Annotated in this window: 14 protein-coding genes; 6 read left to right on the top strand and 8 right to left on the bottom strand. The window is 50.7% G+C overall.

All coding sequences use genetic code 11. The annotated features are described in order from the left end of the window. Positions 1 to 79: 79 nt before the first annotated feature. Positions 80 to 2,005 carry an LTA synthase family protein gene (locus BMX45_RS20965; protein WP_090911502.1) on the bottom strand — a complete coding sequence of 642 codons (1,926 nt, stop codon included), beginning with the start codon at positions 2,003 to 2,005 and terminating at the stop codon, positions 80 to 82. A 173-nt stretch (positions 2,006 to 2,178) separates the two neighbouring features. Here BMX45_RS20965 and BMX45_RS20970 point away from each other — a divergent pair, with 173 nt between their 5' ends. After that, complete coding sequence (locus tag BMX45_RS20970) at positions 2,179 to 3,120, top strand: NAD-dependent epimerase/dehydratase family protein (RefSeq protein ID WP_090911504.1); 942 nt, start codon at positions 2,179 to 2,181, stop codon at positions 3,118 to 3,120. Between the two features lie 81 nt (positions 3,121 to 3,201). Here BMX45_RS20970 and BMX45_RS20975 read toward each other — a convergent pair whose 3' ends face one another. From BMX45_RS20975 to BMX45_RS20990, 4 genes are all read right to left on the bottom strand, one after another. Next, entirely contained in the window at positions 3,202 to 3,528 is a 327-nt protein-coding gene (locus BMX45_RS20975) for an AzlD domain-containing protein (protein WP_090911506.1), read from the bottom strand. Beyond that, positions 3,519 to 4,253, bottom strand: a complete 735-nt coding sequence (locus BMX45_RS20980) for an AzlC family ABC transporter permease (RefSeq protein ID WP_090911765.1) — start codon at positions 4,251 to 4,253, stop codon at positions 3,519 to 3,521. The genes BMX45_RS20975 and BMX45_RS20980 overlap by 10 nt, the downstream gene beginning before the upstream one ends. 166 nt (positions 4,254 to 4,419) lie before the next feature. Continuing rightward, entirely contained in the window at positions 4,420 to 5,556 is a 1,137-nt protein-coding gene (locus BMX45_RS20985) for an alcohol dehydrogenase catalytic domain-containing protein (RefSeq protein ID WP_090911767.1), read from the bottom strand. Positions 5,557 to 5,667: 111 nt separating this feature from the next. Then, entirely contained in the window at positions 5,668 to 6,585 is a 918-nt protein-coding gene (locus BMX45_RS20990; RefSeq protein WP_090911508.1) for a DMT family transporter, read from the bottom strand. A 77-nt stretch (positions 6,586 to 6,662) separates the two neighbouring features. On the opposite strand from BMX45_RS20990, the gene BMX45_RS20995 reads away from it, so the two are divergent. Beyond that, on the top strand, positions 6,663 to 8,015 hold the full coding sequence (locus BMX45_RS20995; RefSeq protein WP_090911510.1) for a TrkH family potassium uptake protein: 1,353 nt from the start codon (positions 6,663 to 6,665) through the stop codon (positions 8,013 to 8,015). Between the two features lie 87 nt (positions 8,016 to 8,102). Here BMX45_RS20995 and BMX45_RS21000 read toward each other — a convergent pair whose 3' ends face one another. Next, the gene (locus tag BMX45_RS21000; protein ID WP_090911512.1) at positions 8,103 to 8,390 is read right to left on the bottom strand and encodes a hypothetical protein; all 288 of its coding nucleotides are present in this window, start codon (positions 8,388 to 8,390) and stop codon (positions 8,103 to 8,105) included. 145 nt (positions 8,391 to 8,535) lie between these two features. Between BMX45_RS21000 and BMX45_RS21005 the strand changes: the two genes are divergently transcribed. The 4 genes from BMX45_RS21005 to BMX45_RS21020 all read left to right on the top strand — a co-directional run bounded on the left by BMX45_RS21005 (position 8,536) and on the right by BMX45_RS21020 (position 12,914). Next, a complete protein-coding gene (locus tag BMX45_RS21005) occupies positions 8,536 to 9,768 on the top strand; it encodes an aminopeptidase (protein WP_090911514.1) in 1,233 nt (410 codons plus the stop codon). A 169-nt stretch (positions 9,769 to 9,937) separates the two neighbouring features. Continuing rightward, complete coding sequence (locus BMX45_RS21010; protein ID WP_090911516.1) at positions 9,938 to 11,167, top strand: aminopeptidase; 1,230 nt, start codon at positions 9,938 to 9,940, stop codon at positions 11,165 to 11,167. Positions 11,168 to 11,527: 360 nt separating this feature from the next. Next, positions 11,528 to 12,118, top strand: coding sequence for an RNA polymerase sigma factor (locus BMX45_RS21015; RefSeq protein ID WP_090911769.1), 591 nt, complete (start codon positions 11,528 to 11,530; stop codon positions 12,116 to 12,118). Then, on the top strand, positions 12,096 to 12,914 hold the full coding sequence (locus BMX45_RS21020; RefSeq protein ID WP_090911518.1) for a DUF4367 domain-containing protein: 819 nt from the start codon (positions 12,096 to 12,098) through the stop codon (positions 12,912 to 12,914). Before BMX45_RS21015 ends, BMX45_RS21020 begins: the two co-directional genes overlap by 23 nt. Positions 12,915 to 12,980: 66 nt before the next feature. Here BMX45_RS21020 and BMX45_RS21025 read toward each other — a convergent pair whose 3' ends face one another. Next, the gene (locus tag BMX45_RS21025) at positions 12,981 to 13,478 is read right to left on the bottom strand and encodes a hypothetical protein (RefSeq protein ID WP_090911519.1); all 498 of its coding nucleotides are present in this window, start codon (positions 13,476 to 13,478) and stop codon (positions 12,981 to 12,983) included. Positions 13,479 to 13,640: 162 nt separating this feature from the next. Next, a complete protein-coding gene (locus tag BMX45_RS21030) occupies positions 13,641 to 14,960 on the bottom strand; it encodes a hemolysin family protein (RefSeq protein ID WP_090911521.1) in 1,320 nt (439 codons plus the stop codon). Between the last annotated feature and the right edge of the window lie 158 nt (positions 14,961 to 15,118).

Here is a 15,118-nt window from a genome sequence, read left to right on the forward strand (position 1 = left end):
AAAAAATAGGGACTGCTTCATCAAAGCCGGCATCCGGCTTAATGAAACAATCCCTTTCCTATTTAACGAATTGTTGGCTTTACGGTGCCCGCTTGGGCAGCATTTTCACGTACTCATCGGACATTTTCATCAGCTGCAATATATAGTCGTAATCGCTGCGGTATTTTTCGAAATCCGTTACGGGCTCAAGCGTCTGCAGGGATACTGCGGTACCGTCCTCAAACCCGTCACCCGGCACGAACAGAATGTCGTTATTAAAGAAAGATCCCGTCGGCAAATAATACCTCATCCCGATTACGTTGCGGTCCACGTTCAGCAGGTCATGCCCAAACGCGTTGAACCCCTCCTCATCGAGCGAGACGCCCAGAAGGTTTGCGACGGTAGGCAGAATATCCACCTGTCCCCCCACCTGCTCAACGACCTTCCCTTCCTTCATGCCGGGAACATGAATGATGAGCGGTATGTTAAATCGACTGACGCGCTCATGGTAAGGAATACCCAGCGTTGACGAGATCATATCCGCATCCGCTTCTGCCGGATTGATGCCAAAGTGATCTCCATATACGACCAGGACGGTTTCATCCCACAGCCCGTTCTGCTTCAGGCGGTCTACCAGCGTTCCCAGCGCATAATCGGAATAGTTCACCGACTTCAGATAGTTTCCCAAATGGGTCCCTTCCAGCTCGGCAGGCAAGGTGATTTTCGCGAATTCATCCTTCACATGGTATGGAGAATGATTGGAGACCGTGATGTAATGGGCATAGGTAGGTTTATTCTGCTGTTGGTTCTCCAGCAGCTTGTCTACGCCGACTCGGAACAGCTCTTCATCGGAAGGACCGAATTCATTGAAGTTATCATTCGTAAAACACGGCTTGTCGTAATAATGCTGAAAATCAAGCGCCGGGTACATCTTGCTGCGATCCCAGAACTTCACGTCATTCACGTGGAATGTGCCGGTTGCATAGCCATGCTTGTTCAAGAGCCGCGGAAGGCCCGGCAGCTCCTTATTTCCGAAACCGGTGGACATGGCAACCGTTCCTGTCGGATAGATCGAGGTATTCACCGCAAATTCGGCATCCGATGTATTGCCTTGGCCGATCTGTTGGAAGACGTGTGGGAAATACAGGCCGCCTTCCGCAAGTTCGTTCATCACCGGGGTCAATTCCTGGCCATTCAGGGATTGACCCACCGGAAAGTTCTGCAAGGACTCCATCTGGACGATGATCAGATTTTTGCCTTTTGCAGCGCCGAAATAGTCCGGCTTTTTCTTTGCTTCCTTGACGTAAGGATACGTCGCCAGCAGCTGCTGGGACCGCAGGATGGTGTCCTGCAGACTTCCCTCGGCCAGCGCACGTTTCTCCTGCGAGTTACGCACGACAGCAGACACCTGGTAGTTCATGAACCCCATTTGCTCCGCCCGCACGATTTCATTCTCGATTCCCCATTCTTTGCGAATGATCAGTCCGGACAGAACAACCGCTACGATAAGAACAACGGTCATGGAAGTACGCCACATCAGACCAGGCCTGCGTGAGTAGGTTACGGAATAGCCGGAACGAGCTCCACCGAAATGCAAGCCCCTTTGGGAGCGCGAACGAATTTTTCGGACCGCCCATATGACCAGCAGAAGCAGCAGGTCCAGGAAGAAGAGAAAATGCTCCGGCTCTAGCAAAGCTGTAATGCTGGCCCGTACCTGATTTACTTGACCGATACCCGCAAGCGCGGTATACGTCGGTATGGACCCAAAATGAACGTTATAAACAGCCGATGCAAACATGATGAAAGATAAGACGATATTTAGGATCACATAGACCGTCTTTTTCCCTCTGACCGGCAGCAGCAGTTCCAGAAAACTAATCAGGGCGAGGAGCGACAGTGCGTCGGTAAGCACCTTCCCCCATGCAATCCCATTAAACAGAAACACTCTTAGAAGGATCAGCTTGACTAAGAGCGTCAAAAAAACGAGCACACATAATTTCAACCTTTGTTCAAGGTAGCGTTCCATTTCCCATTCCCTCTTTTGTAAAAGTAATGTTAATTTGCAGCTTCCATTATAACAGGAATGTAAACACCGATCTATTCCGCCCATTCCTTCGCTCCCCCGTCAAGTGTCCAATGCATGATCCATCCGTACCACGTAGGATAATGCATCCCAATCAAAGGCTGGAGGGTTTATGCATGAAGATGGTTGTAACCGGCGGAGCGGGCTTCATCGGCTCCCACCTGGTAAACGGACTCGTTAATCAAGGCTATGAAGTCCATGTAATTGATAACCTGACAACCGGAGATCCAGGTCGCCTTCACAGTGAGGCGATTTTACATGTAGCTGATGTTAACAGTCAGCAGACAACGGCATACATCTCGGTGCTGAAGCCGGAAGTCGTCTTTCATTTGGCCGCACAGGCCGAGGTGCAGCGATCGATCCAGGAACCTCGGCTTGATGCGGATGCCAATGTCATGGGTACGATAAACATACTGGATGCTTGCCGTAAGGCCGGCGTTCGTAAGATCGTGTTTGCTTCGACAGCCGGTGTGTATGGAGACCTCGAGAGATCTCAGCTAACGGAAGACGATCCGGTTAACCCCGTCACCTTCTATGCGCTATCGAAAGCAGCAGGCGAACAATATATCCGTCTTTATTACCACTTCTTCGGCCTGCAATACACCATTCTTCGTTATGGGAACGTCTACGGGCCGGGTCAGACCGCAAAGGGAGAAGGCGGTGTCGTGGCGGTTTTCGGCGAACGTCTGTATCAAGGCGCGCCGCTCCCAATATACGGCGATGGTCTGCAGACCCGGGATTTCATTTACGTCAAAGATGTGGTTGACGCGACCCTTGCCTCCATCCTTCATGGTGATCAAAGTGTGCTTCATGTTAGCACCGGCACCGACCATTCTGTCAATACGCTCGTCGATCTCATCAGAAGGCTGCACCCAGACCGCATCGATGTCGATTATCTGCCCGCCAAGATCGGCGATATTCGGCACAGCTGCCTGAATAATGAAAAGACCCGGGAGCGGCTGCGGTGGAGTCCGTTGTTCAGCCTGGAAGAAGGCATGGAAGAAACCTACCGTCACTGGCTTGGCACACCAGTTTCCCAAAGTGACTTTAGCAAATGAACATAAAACAGCCGTATTCCTCGTCATTCGAAGGAATACGGCTGTTTGTAAGCGTTCCGGTTTACATAACGCTTCCTTTGGTCAAATCAGCAATCGGAGCACCACCAACGTCAGGATCCCGACAATGACGGTAGCAAACAGGCTTTTCGTAAGAAATGCGGTCAGAAAAGCAGGGACAGCCGCTACCAGTTCCAGTGTATGGCCCCCCGGATCCACGCGTCCATCACTAACGAGCAGCTCCTGCGCTAAAAGCGCCGCCATGACCGCGATCGGCACATGATCCAGCCAACGGATCATCAATTCCGGAATGCGGAGCTTGCTCAGAATCATGAGCGGCAGAACCCTTGGAATCAGGGTGACGACAGCGCATCCGATAATCAGTATGGCGATATGCCATCTTATTTCCATCGTTCGATCACCATCCCTGCTGTAGCCGCAACCATGATCGCAGCGATGACCGCTGCGCTTCCCGGCATGAACGTACTCATCGCAATTACCGAAACGGCGGCAACCATAATCACCATGAAGTCCAGTTTATACTTCTTTCGGCTGATCCATTGCAGGGCCAGCAATCCGATAAACATCCCAGGCAATGCAAAATCAAGGCCAAACTTCTCCGGCTCCGGTATCCACGCTCCGACAAGACCTCCCGCAACGTTCGCTGCACACCAGAACAGATACGCTGTGATATTCAGTCCCACCATCCACCGATAACCCAGCCTCTTCTGCTCGGCCGCCTTGGATGCCGCCACACCGAACGTTTCGTCGGTTAGCAGGGAACCGATGAAGAAGCTTTTTCCCGAGGACAACCCTTTAAAATACGGTGCAATCGCTGCGCTTAACAGCAGATGCCTGGCATTGACGAAAAATATCGTGACAATAATGGATAAGACCGGGCTTGCGGCGGCCACCATCCCCGCGGCGATGAATTGTCCGGAGCCCGCATAGAGCAGCAGCGAAAGGAGCGCGATCTCGAGCAGGCTGAAACCTGCGGTACGCTCGACGACGCCTGCCGCAAAACCAATGCTCAGGTATCCCAGCAGTGTTGGTATGCAATCCTTGAATCCTTGTAGATAGGAATTGGCCTGGTTTCCCTCGATATCGGCGGGAAGCCGTTCTGACTTGGTGCTCATCTGTGTTCGATTCCTCTCTCCCTCTACAATTCTATTTTTCATTACTATGAATATTTCTTGCTGGCTTGTCAACGCCAGGGATCGTTTTTTTCCATACAAATAAAAAAGCGTTCCGGACGTGCTGCTCATCTTCCGAAACGCTCCTCGTTTTAATTGGATGCGTGGTCTAAGGCTTCAGGATGACTTTGATACAGCCATCCTTCCTCTCATTGAAAATATCATAGCCAAGGGCAGCCTTCTCCATCGGAAACCGGTGGGTAATGATATCCGAAGGATCCACTGTCCCCTCTTTCAACATTTGATACAGGCGGGGCATGTAATGAATGACCGGGGCAAGACCCATTTTCAACGTAATATTGCGTTCAAACAGCTCTCCTAACGGAAATGCATTGTAGATAAGCCCATATACGCCCGTAAGCTGGATGGTCCCATATTTGCGCACCATTCTCGCAGCCATGCGAAAAGCTCCCAAGGAGCCCCCCTGAAGCTTCAGTATGCTACCCAGCATCTCAACGCCGGTCCGTTTGGCATCCAGTCCTACGCAATCGATAACAACATCAGCGCCGCCCTTGGTTATCTCAAGGATATAGTTCTCGATCTCGGGTATCTTCTCAAAGTTGTAGGTTTCCACATGATTGGTGCGGCTGGCATGCGCCAGCCTGTAGTCCACATGGTCGATGGCGATGACCCGCTTCGCTCCTTTCAGCCATGCAAACTTCTGCGTTAACAGTCCTATCGGGCCGCATCCGAGGATAATGACGACATCGCCGGGCTTAACTCCTCCGTTCTCCACGCTCCACATGGCGGTTGGCAGTGCATCGGACAGCAAGAGGAGCTTTTCATCCTCCATCTCGGCAACCTTCGGAATGACAAAGGGCATGAAATTTCCGTAAGGTACCCGCAGCAGTTCCGCCTGCGCGCCTTGAAAGCCGCCGTACGCGTCGCTGTATCCCAAAAAACCGCCGGTATTCTTTGCTTCGTTCGCATAATCGCATTGGCTCTCCATTTGATTCTGGCAGAAGATGCATTTGCCGCAGGACACGATAAAAGGAATGATCACACGATCTCCCACTTTGACCCTGCTTACTTCTGGCCCTGCATCCACGACGACCCCCATCGGCTCATGGCCGATAACGTAATCATCGTTAAGCTGCTTCAGCTCGCCGTTATATAAATGCAAGTCAGATCCGCAGATGGCCGTGGTGGTAACCCGAATCAAGATATCGTCGCTGTGCTGAAGAACGGCGTCCTTCATTTCCTTCACTTTGATCCGATGTCTGCCTTGATAAGTGACTGCTTTCACACGCGCCCCCATTCCAAGCCTTCATCCCATAAATGTAATAATTTGGCTTTTTTATGTTCAGTGTGCGCTATTTTTGCGGGAACTAGTCCATCAAGGCAAAAAAATGCGGAATCAGCCCAGCACTTCAGGCTGGATGTCGACCGGCTGCTTTTTGGTCCTGCCGACTTTCAAGAACAATACCAGCCCTAACAGCACCAGCGCTCCGCCTGCGGCTTGCAGTGAATTCATCGACTCATTCAGCAGGAGAAAAGCCAGCAGACTCGCTCCAACCGGCTCTCCGAGAACGCTCATCGACACGGTGGAGGCCGTCGCATACTTCATCAGCCAATTGAATAACAGATGACCGAATACCGTGGGCACGACGGCCAACAAGGCGAATATCCCCCACTCGCGAGCGGAATACCCGGTCAGCGGAATCTGCATGCCCACGTTATATACCGCCAATACGGCAGCAGCTACCGCAAAAACCAGCCAGCTGTACAGGAATGACGGCAGCCGTCTGAGCAGCAGTTGTCCGAGCAGCATATGGACGGCCACCGCGGCCGTCCCCAGCAAAGACATGATATCGCCGGTCAGATGCCCCTTGCTCCCGCTGAAGCCGCTGCTGCCAATGAGAAGGAACACGCCGAGAAAGGCGATGGCCATGCCTCCTATAGCCGCCAGCGACGTTTTCTCCTTAAACCAGATGTAGGCGCCGATCATCACGAATACCGGCTGAAGGGCCAGGATGATCGTAGAACTGGCTACGCTCGTCCACTTCAGGGAACCCATCCATAACAAAAAGTGCAGAGCCAGCATCGCGCCGGACAGAATCAGCAGAAGCGCTTCGGAGCGCTTCAGCGATCGGATAACGGGCATGTATCTTCCTGCGAACGGCAGCATGATCAGAAACGTAATCACTAATCGGTACATGGCCTGAATGGAAACGGGACTGCCGGACCATTTTACGAAAATCGATGAAAAGGATATGGCTATAATCCCTATAAATAACGGGATAAAAACGGGAATCGGTGCTCGGTTCGAATTCATGATGGTTAAATGATTCACCTTTCGTGTTATATTAGAGATTGATTTCAAAATTAAACTTTCGGTAAAGGATAATCGGCATGAAAAAGAAAGACCTACGCAATCAAATGACGCCTCCTAAATTTCTGGCGATCGGTTTCGCATCGATCACACTGATCGGAACTTTTCTGCTTAAGCTCCCTATCGCTACCGCCGACGGGACTTCGACTCCGCTGGTAGATGCTCTCTTTACGGCCGTGTCTGCCATTAGCGTGACGGGGTTAACCGTCGTGGATACGGGCACCCACTGGTCGATATTTGGACAAATTGTCATGCTTATGCTGGTTCAGCTTGGCGGCTTGGGGTTTATGACCTCGGCCACCTGGATTGCATTGATGTTCAACCGCAGAATCTCGCTTCGGGAGCGTATGATCCTTCAGGAAGCGATGGGACAATACCAAATACAAGGCATCGTGGATCTCATCCGAAGAGTGCTGGTCTACACGCTGATCATAGAAGGCGCGGGCGCCTTGCTGCTGGCGCTCAGGTTCTCTGCCATCATGCCGCTTTCCGATGCGGCGTACTTCGGCATTTTCCAGAGCATCTCCATCTTCAACAATGCAGGCTTTGATCTCTTTGGCCAAATTCACGGACCCTTCTCAGGGTTTGCCACCTATGTAGCGGATCCTTTCGTGAATATTATCCTGATGTTGTTGATCTTCCTTGGGGGCATCGGCTTCATCGTTATTTTTGATCTCATCGAGTATCCGAAATGCAAAAAGCTTTCCCTTCATTCCAAGGTTGTCTTGACAGTGACTTCCCTGTTAATCGTGATCGGGGCGGTCATGATCTTTATTCTGGAGCACAGCAATCCCAAAACCTTGGGGCCTCTTTCGTATCCGGTTAAGATCATGGCTTCCATATTCCAATCGATCACGCCTCGTTCGGGTGGCGTCAGTACCCTGGACATTGCGAGTTTGGAACAATCGTCCCAGTTCTTCATGATTCTCCTGATGTTCATCGGGGCAGCGCCCGGATCGACCGGAGGCGGCATCAAGGTGACGACCTTCGCCGTGCTGATCGGTGCCGTCGTCACGATGATTCAGGGAAAACGCGATGTGGTGCTCTATCGCAACCGCATCTCCCAAGCCCTGGTTTACCGCTCCATTACGCTGACGATTCTATCGCTGCTGCTATTGGTAGGCGCTTCGATGTTCCTGTCCGTTACGGAGTCAGGCGAGTTCTTAAGGATTCTGTTCGAAGCCGTATCCGCCTTCGGCACGGCCGGGTTATCCATGGGTCTTACCACTGAGCTCTCCGGGGTTGGCAAGGTTACCATTGCCATGCTCATGTTCCTCGGCCGGCTGGGACCGCTAACGCTTGCGTACGCGCTTAGCCGCAAAAATAACAAGGAGCTGTACCGGCATCCCGAGGGACGAATCACAATCGGGTAAGCATCCGGCACGCTCATCGCCCCATGAAAACAAACCGTACGCCTCGATTGAAGAGAGGTGTACGGTTTGTTTCTTAAATACGTTTCTTTAATCCGCCCCTGATTCCCCGAACTCGCTGGCATCAATGGCTGCATCCAGCAAATCGTCAAACAGCTCGTCATCGTTTTCGATCCGCTCGTCTATTTGGAGAAACTGCTCCTCGATTCCCGGCTCCCCGGCAAAGTTCAGACTGTAATCCCAATCCCGGCCGTTCTTGCTCAGGAAGGTAATCTCGTAGGATGAGGCATGTCCATCTATAGAAAATACGGTATATCCCACGAATTGATCGGCATCATCCCGCTTCATATCCGCACGCTCGATTCGGACTTGTGACACGTTTTCACGCTCCTTCGTTACGTTGTAAAGCACTCACCAGACTCAGTATATCACTTTTCTTGATCGCTGATTATGGTTTTTCTTATACAGTTCGATCTAGTATAATATGGGGTGTTACATTATTAATTGCATAGGAGGGTTCCAAATGTCCGATTTCAATACATACCTGCACAAATATGCCGAGTTGGCCGTAAAGGTTGGAGTCAACATACAGGAAGGGCAAACGCTGGTGGTCCATGCTCCTGTCGATTCCGCCGAGTTTACCCGCTTGATCGCGAAGAAGGCATACGAAGCGGGGGCCCGCCTCGTTAAGATCCTGTGGACCGACGAAACGATAACAAGGCTTCAATTCGAAAAAGCTGCGGATGACGTGTTTACCGAAGCGCCAAAATGGTATGCCGGAGAAATGACCGAGCTGGTCGAGAACGGGGCAGCCGTTCTGCACGTGCTGGCCGAGAACCCCGACCTGCTCAGCGGCATCGATTCCGAGCGCATCGGAAACTTCTACAAGGCGCGCGGCGAAGCATTGAAGCAGTACCGTGCCTATCAGCAGTCCGACAAGTTCAGCTGGTGCCTGGTCGCAGTTCCTTCGGCGGCGTGGGCCGCGAAGGTATTCCCGGATGCTCCGGAATCCGAGCAGGTCGGCAAATTGTGGGATGCGATTTTCCACACCGTACGTGTGGACCAGGAGAACCCGGTAGAGGCTTGGAACCAACATCTCGAAGTGCTTGAAGCCAAATCCTCCGTGCTGAACGCCAAGAAATACAAGAAGCTCCACTATGTTGCGCCGGGAACCGATCTTACCATCGAGCTGCCGGAAGGACACATTTGGGCACAAGGCGACAGCATCAACGAACGTGGACACTCCTTCGTGGCTAACATGCCGACAGAGGAAGTCTTTACCGCTCCTCTCAAAACAGGCGTCAACGGCACCGTACATAGTACGAAGCCATTGAGTTATGCCGGTAACATCATAAACAACTTCTCCCTTACTTTTGCAGAAGGCAAGGTGGTCAGCTTCACGGCGGAGCAAGGGTATGAGACTTTGGAGCGTCTCCTGAACATGGATGAAGGTGCCCGTTACCTTGGTGAAGTGGCGCTTGTGCCGCATCAATCCCCGATCTCGGAGTCGAACATCCTGTATTACAACACGTTGTTTGACGAGAATGCCTCCAATCACCTGGCGCTCGGCAGCGCTTATGCTTTCTGTCTCGAGGGCGGCAAGGACATGAATCAGGAGCAGCTGATTCAGAGCGGTCTCAATACGAGCGTAACCCACGTCGACTTCATGATCGGCTCCGGCGACATGGATATTTTCGGCGTTACGGCAGATGGCAAGGAAGAACCCGTATTCCTGAAAGGAAACTGGGCATTTTAAGAATAGATGCAGCATAGAGCAGCTATTTCTCGCGAAGTAGCTGCTTTCTTTTAAACTTTTTCGGACTTTAATTGACCCGAGGTTGATTTACAAACTTAAAAATTGTGCGATAATCTAAACAACGCTTGAAGTTGCTATGAGGCAGCATATAAGAAATGGAGGGTCTGTCATGTCCAGCTTTGAACAAAAATTGGAACGCTATGCGGAACTAGCAGTCAAGGTCGGCGCCAACGTGCAGCCGGGACAAACGCTGGTGGTTAACGCTATGATCGAGGCGGCGCCACTGGTGCGTCTGATCGTGAAGAAAGCCTACGAAACGGGTGCCAAGCAAGTGAAAGTGAATTACAGTGACGAGATCGTGAATCGGATTCGGTACGATCTGGCGCCCGACGAAGTTTTTTTGGAACCGCCGACTTATTACGCAGATGAAGTAACCGAACTAGCCGAACAAGGAGCCGCTTTCTTGACGATTCTCTCCTCGAACCCCGACCTGTTAAAAGGTGTAGATCCCGAGCGTATATCCAATTATCAACGTACATATGGCGCAGCCATGTCGAAATACCGGCAATACCAGCAGGCCGACAAAATGAGCTGGACCGGCATCGCGTACGCTTCCCCCGATTGGGCTGCCAAGGTGTTTCCTGACGTTCCTGCCGGCCAGCAGGTGGACAAAATGTGGGACGCGATTTTCCACGCGGTTCGCGCGGACCTGGAAGATCCTATTGGGGCGTGGGAGGAGCATATCCATACCCTTCAACGCAAATCGGATGAGCTCAATGCCAAGAAATATCACAAGCTCCGGTTCACTTCACCTGGAACCGATCTGACGATCGAGCTGCCGGAGGGTCATATATGGGCCCAGGCGGGCAGCCACAACGAAAAAGGCGAGCGCTTCGTTGCCAACATCCCGACGGAGGAAGTATTCACCGCCCCTCTCAAAACCGGCGTCAACGGCACCGTACGCAGCACGAAGCCTTTGAGCTACGGCGGCAACATCATCGACAATTTCTCGATTACCTTCGAGAACGGGCGCATCGTCGATTTTTCAGCCGAACAAGGCCAGGATACTTTAACCCGACTGATCTCCATGGACGAAGGGTCGCATTATCTGGGCGAGGTGGCTCTTGTCCCCCACCGCTCCCCGATCTCGGAAAGCGGCATCCTGTATTACAACACGCTGTTTGATGAAAATGCATCCTGTCACCTGGCCATCGGGAGCGCATATGCCTTCAACCTTGAAGGCGGCAAGACCATGACGTCCGAACAGCTCCAGGCAAGCGGCCTGAACACCAGCATTACCCACGTCGACTTCATGATGGGCTCCAAGGAACTTCAGATTACGGGAATCACGCATGATGGCAAGGAAGAGCCGGTCTTCATCGATGGCAACTGGGCATAATCGCTATATTTCCCGTTACCATGACTAGCAACTCCGCATTCGATTAAGAACGATCAACAGGGCAGCCTGATTCTCAAAGGCTGCCCTGTTTTTTATCTGGTCCATCCCCGCCCTTTCTCTTGCCGAGTCAATCCCAGATTCGATTAATACCCGCAGATGGCCGAGCATATGATGAAGAGATGGGCGCAGCTCATTGGCTTGCCGATCACAGAGGCGAAAAGCGGGCCCAATACCAAGATAAGCCGGGATGCCTACGGTCTCCAGAGTCGGCTGTTACTAGAATTTGTAGGGCTTTTTTACCCGATATGTTGTAAAATGATGAGAGAAATAGGATGGTTACACCAGAGAGGGGATTATCGCGTGTCCAACCGATTACAGCTCCTCCTTGCAGCAGATTTCGCTGATTTGAGCGAACCTATTCAGGAAGAAATCTATTATGAATTCTATGACCTCGTTTATGGGCAAATACTGTATGTCGTACGGGATCATGCTGCTGTTGAGGATATCATTCAGGAGTCCTTTATCAAAGTGATCACAAGCAAGCCGAAGTTCGAAACGGAAAGCAAGATGCGGGGATGGCTCCGTGTCGTCGCCAAAAACTCAACCATGAATTATTTAAGAAAAAATAAAAAATACCGTAACCAAGTGGATGTCGATAGTGTTTTTATTAATGAAGAGGACGTGGTAGTTTCTTCCACGAACGTCGAACACCAGGTGGAATCGAATTTGCTGGAGGAGTCGATCGGGCAGTACCTCGACCAATTGAAGCCTGAATACAAGCTATTGATTGAGTATCGTTGGAAGCACAGCCTGACCTACAGGGAAATCGCGGATCTGCTGAATACTCGCGAAGAGATCGTGAAGCAGCGTTTGTTCCGGGCCAGGGAATCCGTTAAGAAAATGCTGTATAGAGAGTGGGGTGAATTGGATGAGCAACGAAAAATACGATGATTGGTTTGACGAGGCCTTTGATGAAGCCTTTGATCGTGCAGCTTCACGTTCCTCACTCCCTACTGACAACGAATCCAAGCGACAATCCTGGCAGCAAGTCAAGCTGCAGGTCGAGAAACTTAACAAACGGAAACAGCGACGCCGCAGCTTTCAGTTGGCCGGTGTTATCGCAGCTTCCATGGCATTCGGTGCATTCGTGTTCTCCCAGCCTGCCGTCACGCAAGCCGTATCACCAATCTATCAGCAGATCGTGGATTGGGGCAATGGCATTACGGGCCAGATATTCGGCAAGAAAGAGCCCGTCGATCCCAGCAAGGCCCTTACTGCGCCTCCGCCGGAGATAAGCCCTGCGCCAGATAACGCCGATCAAGTTCCGCCCGCTGAATTGGTGGAAACCGAAGACGTTCCCTTTACGGATTCCGACGAATCCTTAATCGAATCGCAAAAGCGCGTATTATTCAAGATACCCGAAATCGGCTATATCCCGCCAGGCTTTGAGTTCCATGAGGCGACGGGAATCGCGGAAAGCGAAAGCGCACCGATCCTGGATCTTCATCTTCACTACAAGAATGCGGATGAGAAGGTATTCTACATCGATTTAATCGACATGACGGCTGAACGGTCCATCGGCCTTGGAGGAAAGGTTACCGAGACGCTGAAGCTGAAATCCGGAGCCGTAGCCTACCTGACTGAAACCAACCTCCGCTTTTTGCATGACAATGACAAAATATTGGTGAATATCAGCGGATTGTTCTCTAGAGAAGAATTCATTAAAATCGCCAACAGCATACACTAAAACCATACCTGCACACACAAAGAAGGACACTTGCATAAAGTGTCCTTCTTTGATAACCTATCGAAATTACTGCTCTACTAATATCGAGTTCGTATAATAAGTGCCTTCCTCATATGTACCGTTCTCATTAATCCAATGAATGGTTTTGCCACGGTAATAGTAGCCTGCCTGAACGTTGAAATTTTTGGTCCCGCTAAGCGAAAGCTTGTTGGATCCATTTTCATATGCACTGCCAGCATCCACCCAAGCCGACCCTGTCCAGCGCTGTAGAACATAATTAATGCCGATGCTATCCACGGCTTGTCCAGCGCCCGTAAATCCGTTGATGCTCACTTGGGTGCCGCTTGCCTTGCTAATCGTAGAATAGTAGTTGATCAAATATTTATTCGCTAGGAGGCTGTTGGAAGAATTCAAATTCATTTCAACCGGAGGCGGAGTCGTTAAAGCACCGGGTGCAATGTCTGCAGCGGAGTCCGCGTAAGCCCCTCCTGCCAGGGATAAACTTAATAAAACGTTGACTGCAAGTGCTGAAGCTATACGTTTTGGACTGCGTACTTTCGACATAATATCACCTTTCTTTCAATATGATAGGAACATCCATATTTTAACACGCCGTGTCAGCGTAAAAGTTTCTAATTTTTCACGGTTTGATATAATTTTTGAAACTTTTCTGCAAATAAAAAGAAGCAACGACATTTAATGTCGTTGCTTCTTCTAATATCCAGTTTAAGCGCCCGCTTCTTCCTGTATCAGCTGCTGCTCTTGCCTGATCAGGCGTATCCGGGATATGCGTTTATTCTCGGTCTCCTCAATCACAAATCGACAGTCTTCGTATATAACAGACTGGCCTTTGTGCGGAAGCAGCACCTCCAGGCGCGCAGACAGCCATCCACCGATGGTATCGTAATCTTCTGTATCCACATTCAGACCAAATTGGTCATTGATTTCATCGATCAGCATCAATCCATCAATGGAGTATTCATCCTCCCCCACCTTTTCAATGCCAGGACGCTCTTCGTCAAACTCGTCTTGAATTTCACCGACGATTTCTTCCATGATGTCCTCCAGGGTCACGAGGCCCGAGGTACCGCCGTATTCATCGATAAGAATGGCGATTTGCGTCTTGCTCCGCTGCATTCTTCGCAGCAGTTCGCTGATCTTGATCGACTCAGGAACAGCAATGATCGGGCGAATCAGGGAAAGCTGGTCGCCAGCGAAGCCGCGCATCAGATCTTTAATGTGAATAAAGCCAATGATATGATCCTTGTCTTCGTCGCAGATCGGATAACGGGTTCGCATGCCCTCGCTTGCAATCTTCAGATTTTCTTCCAATGAAAGATTGTTGTATAAGCAGATCATTTCTGTACGGGGGATCATGATCTCCCTTGCCGTCGTATCGGCAAATTCAAAAATGTTGTCTACCAGTGTCATCTCCGTGCTATCCATCAATCCGCTCTCGCTGCTCTCTTTCATCATATCCCGCAGTTCTTCTTCTGTATGAACATTGCGTTCAACCACCGGCTTCATCCGGAATATGCGGAGAACGTTATTGGAAAGCCCATTGGCAAACCAGATAAACGGGAACATGATGGTGTAAAATACCCGCAGCGGGCCTGCGGACAGCAGCGTGATTTGTTCCGCCTTGCGTACGGCCACCGTCTTAGGCGCTAATGCACCGAATACGATATGCATGAGTGCGATCAAGATGAAGGCTACTACCAAGGACACCGCATGAACGGCTGTGTTGCTCCATCCTATTCCGTTGAACCAAGGCGTAATCATGGCGGAAATCGTTCTCTCGCCGATCCAGCCAAGGCCGATGGACACGATGGTAATCCCAAACTGGCAAGCGGATATATATCCGTCCAGGTTCTTCAGTATGTTCTGCGCAAATTGTGCACGTCTATGTCCTTCTTCGACCAGAGCGTCAATCCGGCTGCTCTTCACTTTAACAAAAGCCAATTCAGCCGATACAAAAAATCCGTTTAATAGGACGAGAATCAATACCAAGGTTAAACTTATCAAACTCGGTAAGGGGTCACTCAATCGATCTCCTACCCGCCATACAGCATGCTATGACGAATAGGAACACCTCCTTCGGTTATTAAAAATGTGTGGTGCCATCAAGCATAACAGCGTGTTCGGACTACGCATCAACTTCCCAATGGTCTCATCTCCTTGTCTTATTCCGACTTATCAAGCTA

This window comes from Paenibacillus sp. cl141a (assembly GCF_900109305.1).
Classification (GTDB): domain Bacteria; phylum Bacillota; class Bacilli; order Paenibacillales; family Paenibacillaceae; genus Paenibacillus_AQ; species Paenibacillus_AQ lautus_A.

Coding starts and splice junctions, on each gene's coding strand:
- BMX45_RS20965 (WP_090911502.1), bottom strand. CDS start 2,005: ATGGAACGCTACCTTGAACAAAGGTTGAAATTATGTGTGCTCGTTTTT.
- BMX45_RS20970 (WP_090911504.1), top strand. CDS start 2,179: ATGAAGATGGTTGTAACCGGCGGAGCGGGCTTCATCGGCTCCCACCTG.
- BMX45_RS20975 (WP_090911506.1), bottom strand. CDS start 3,528: ATGGAAATAAGATGGCATATCGCCATACTGATTATCGGATGCGCTGTC.
- BMX45_RS20980 (WP_090911765.1), bottom strand. CDS start 4,253: ATGAGCACCAAGTCAGAACGGCTTCCCGCCGATATCGAGGGAAACCAG.
- BMX45_RS20990 (WP_090911508.1), bottom strand. CDS start 6,585: ATGAATTCGAACCGAGCACCGATTCCCGTTTTTATCCCGTTATTTATA.
- BMX45_RS20995 (WP_090911510.1), top strand. CDS start 6,663: ATGAAAAAGAAAGACCTACGCAATCAAATGACGCCTCCTAAATTTCTG.
- BMX45_RS21005 (WP_090911514.1), top strand. CDS start 8,536: ATGTCCGATTTCAATACATACCTGCACAAATATGCCGAGTTGGCCGTA.
- BMX45_RS21010 (WP_090911516.1), top strand. CDS start 9,938: ATGTCCAGCTTTGAACAAAAATTGGAACGCTATGCGGAACTAGCAGTC.
- BMX45_RS21020 (WP_090911518.1), top strand. CDS start 12,096: ATGAGCAACGAAAAATACGATGATTGGTTTGACGAGGCCTTTGATGAA.
- BMX45_RS21025 (WP_090911519.1), bottom strand. CDS start 13,478: ATGTCGAAAGTACGCAGTCCAAAACGTATAGCTTCAGCACTTGCAGTC.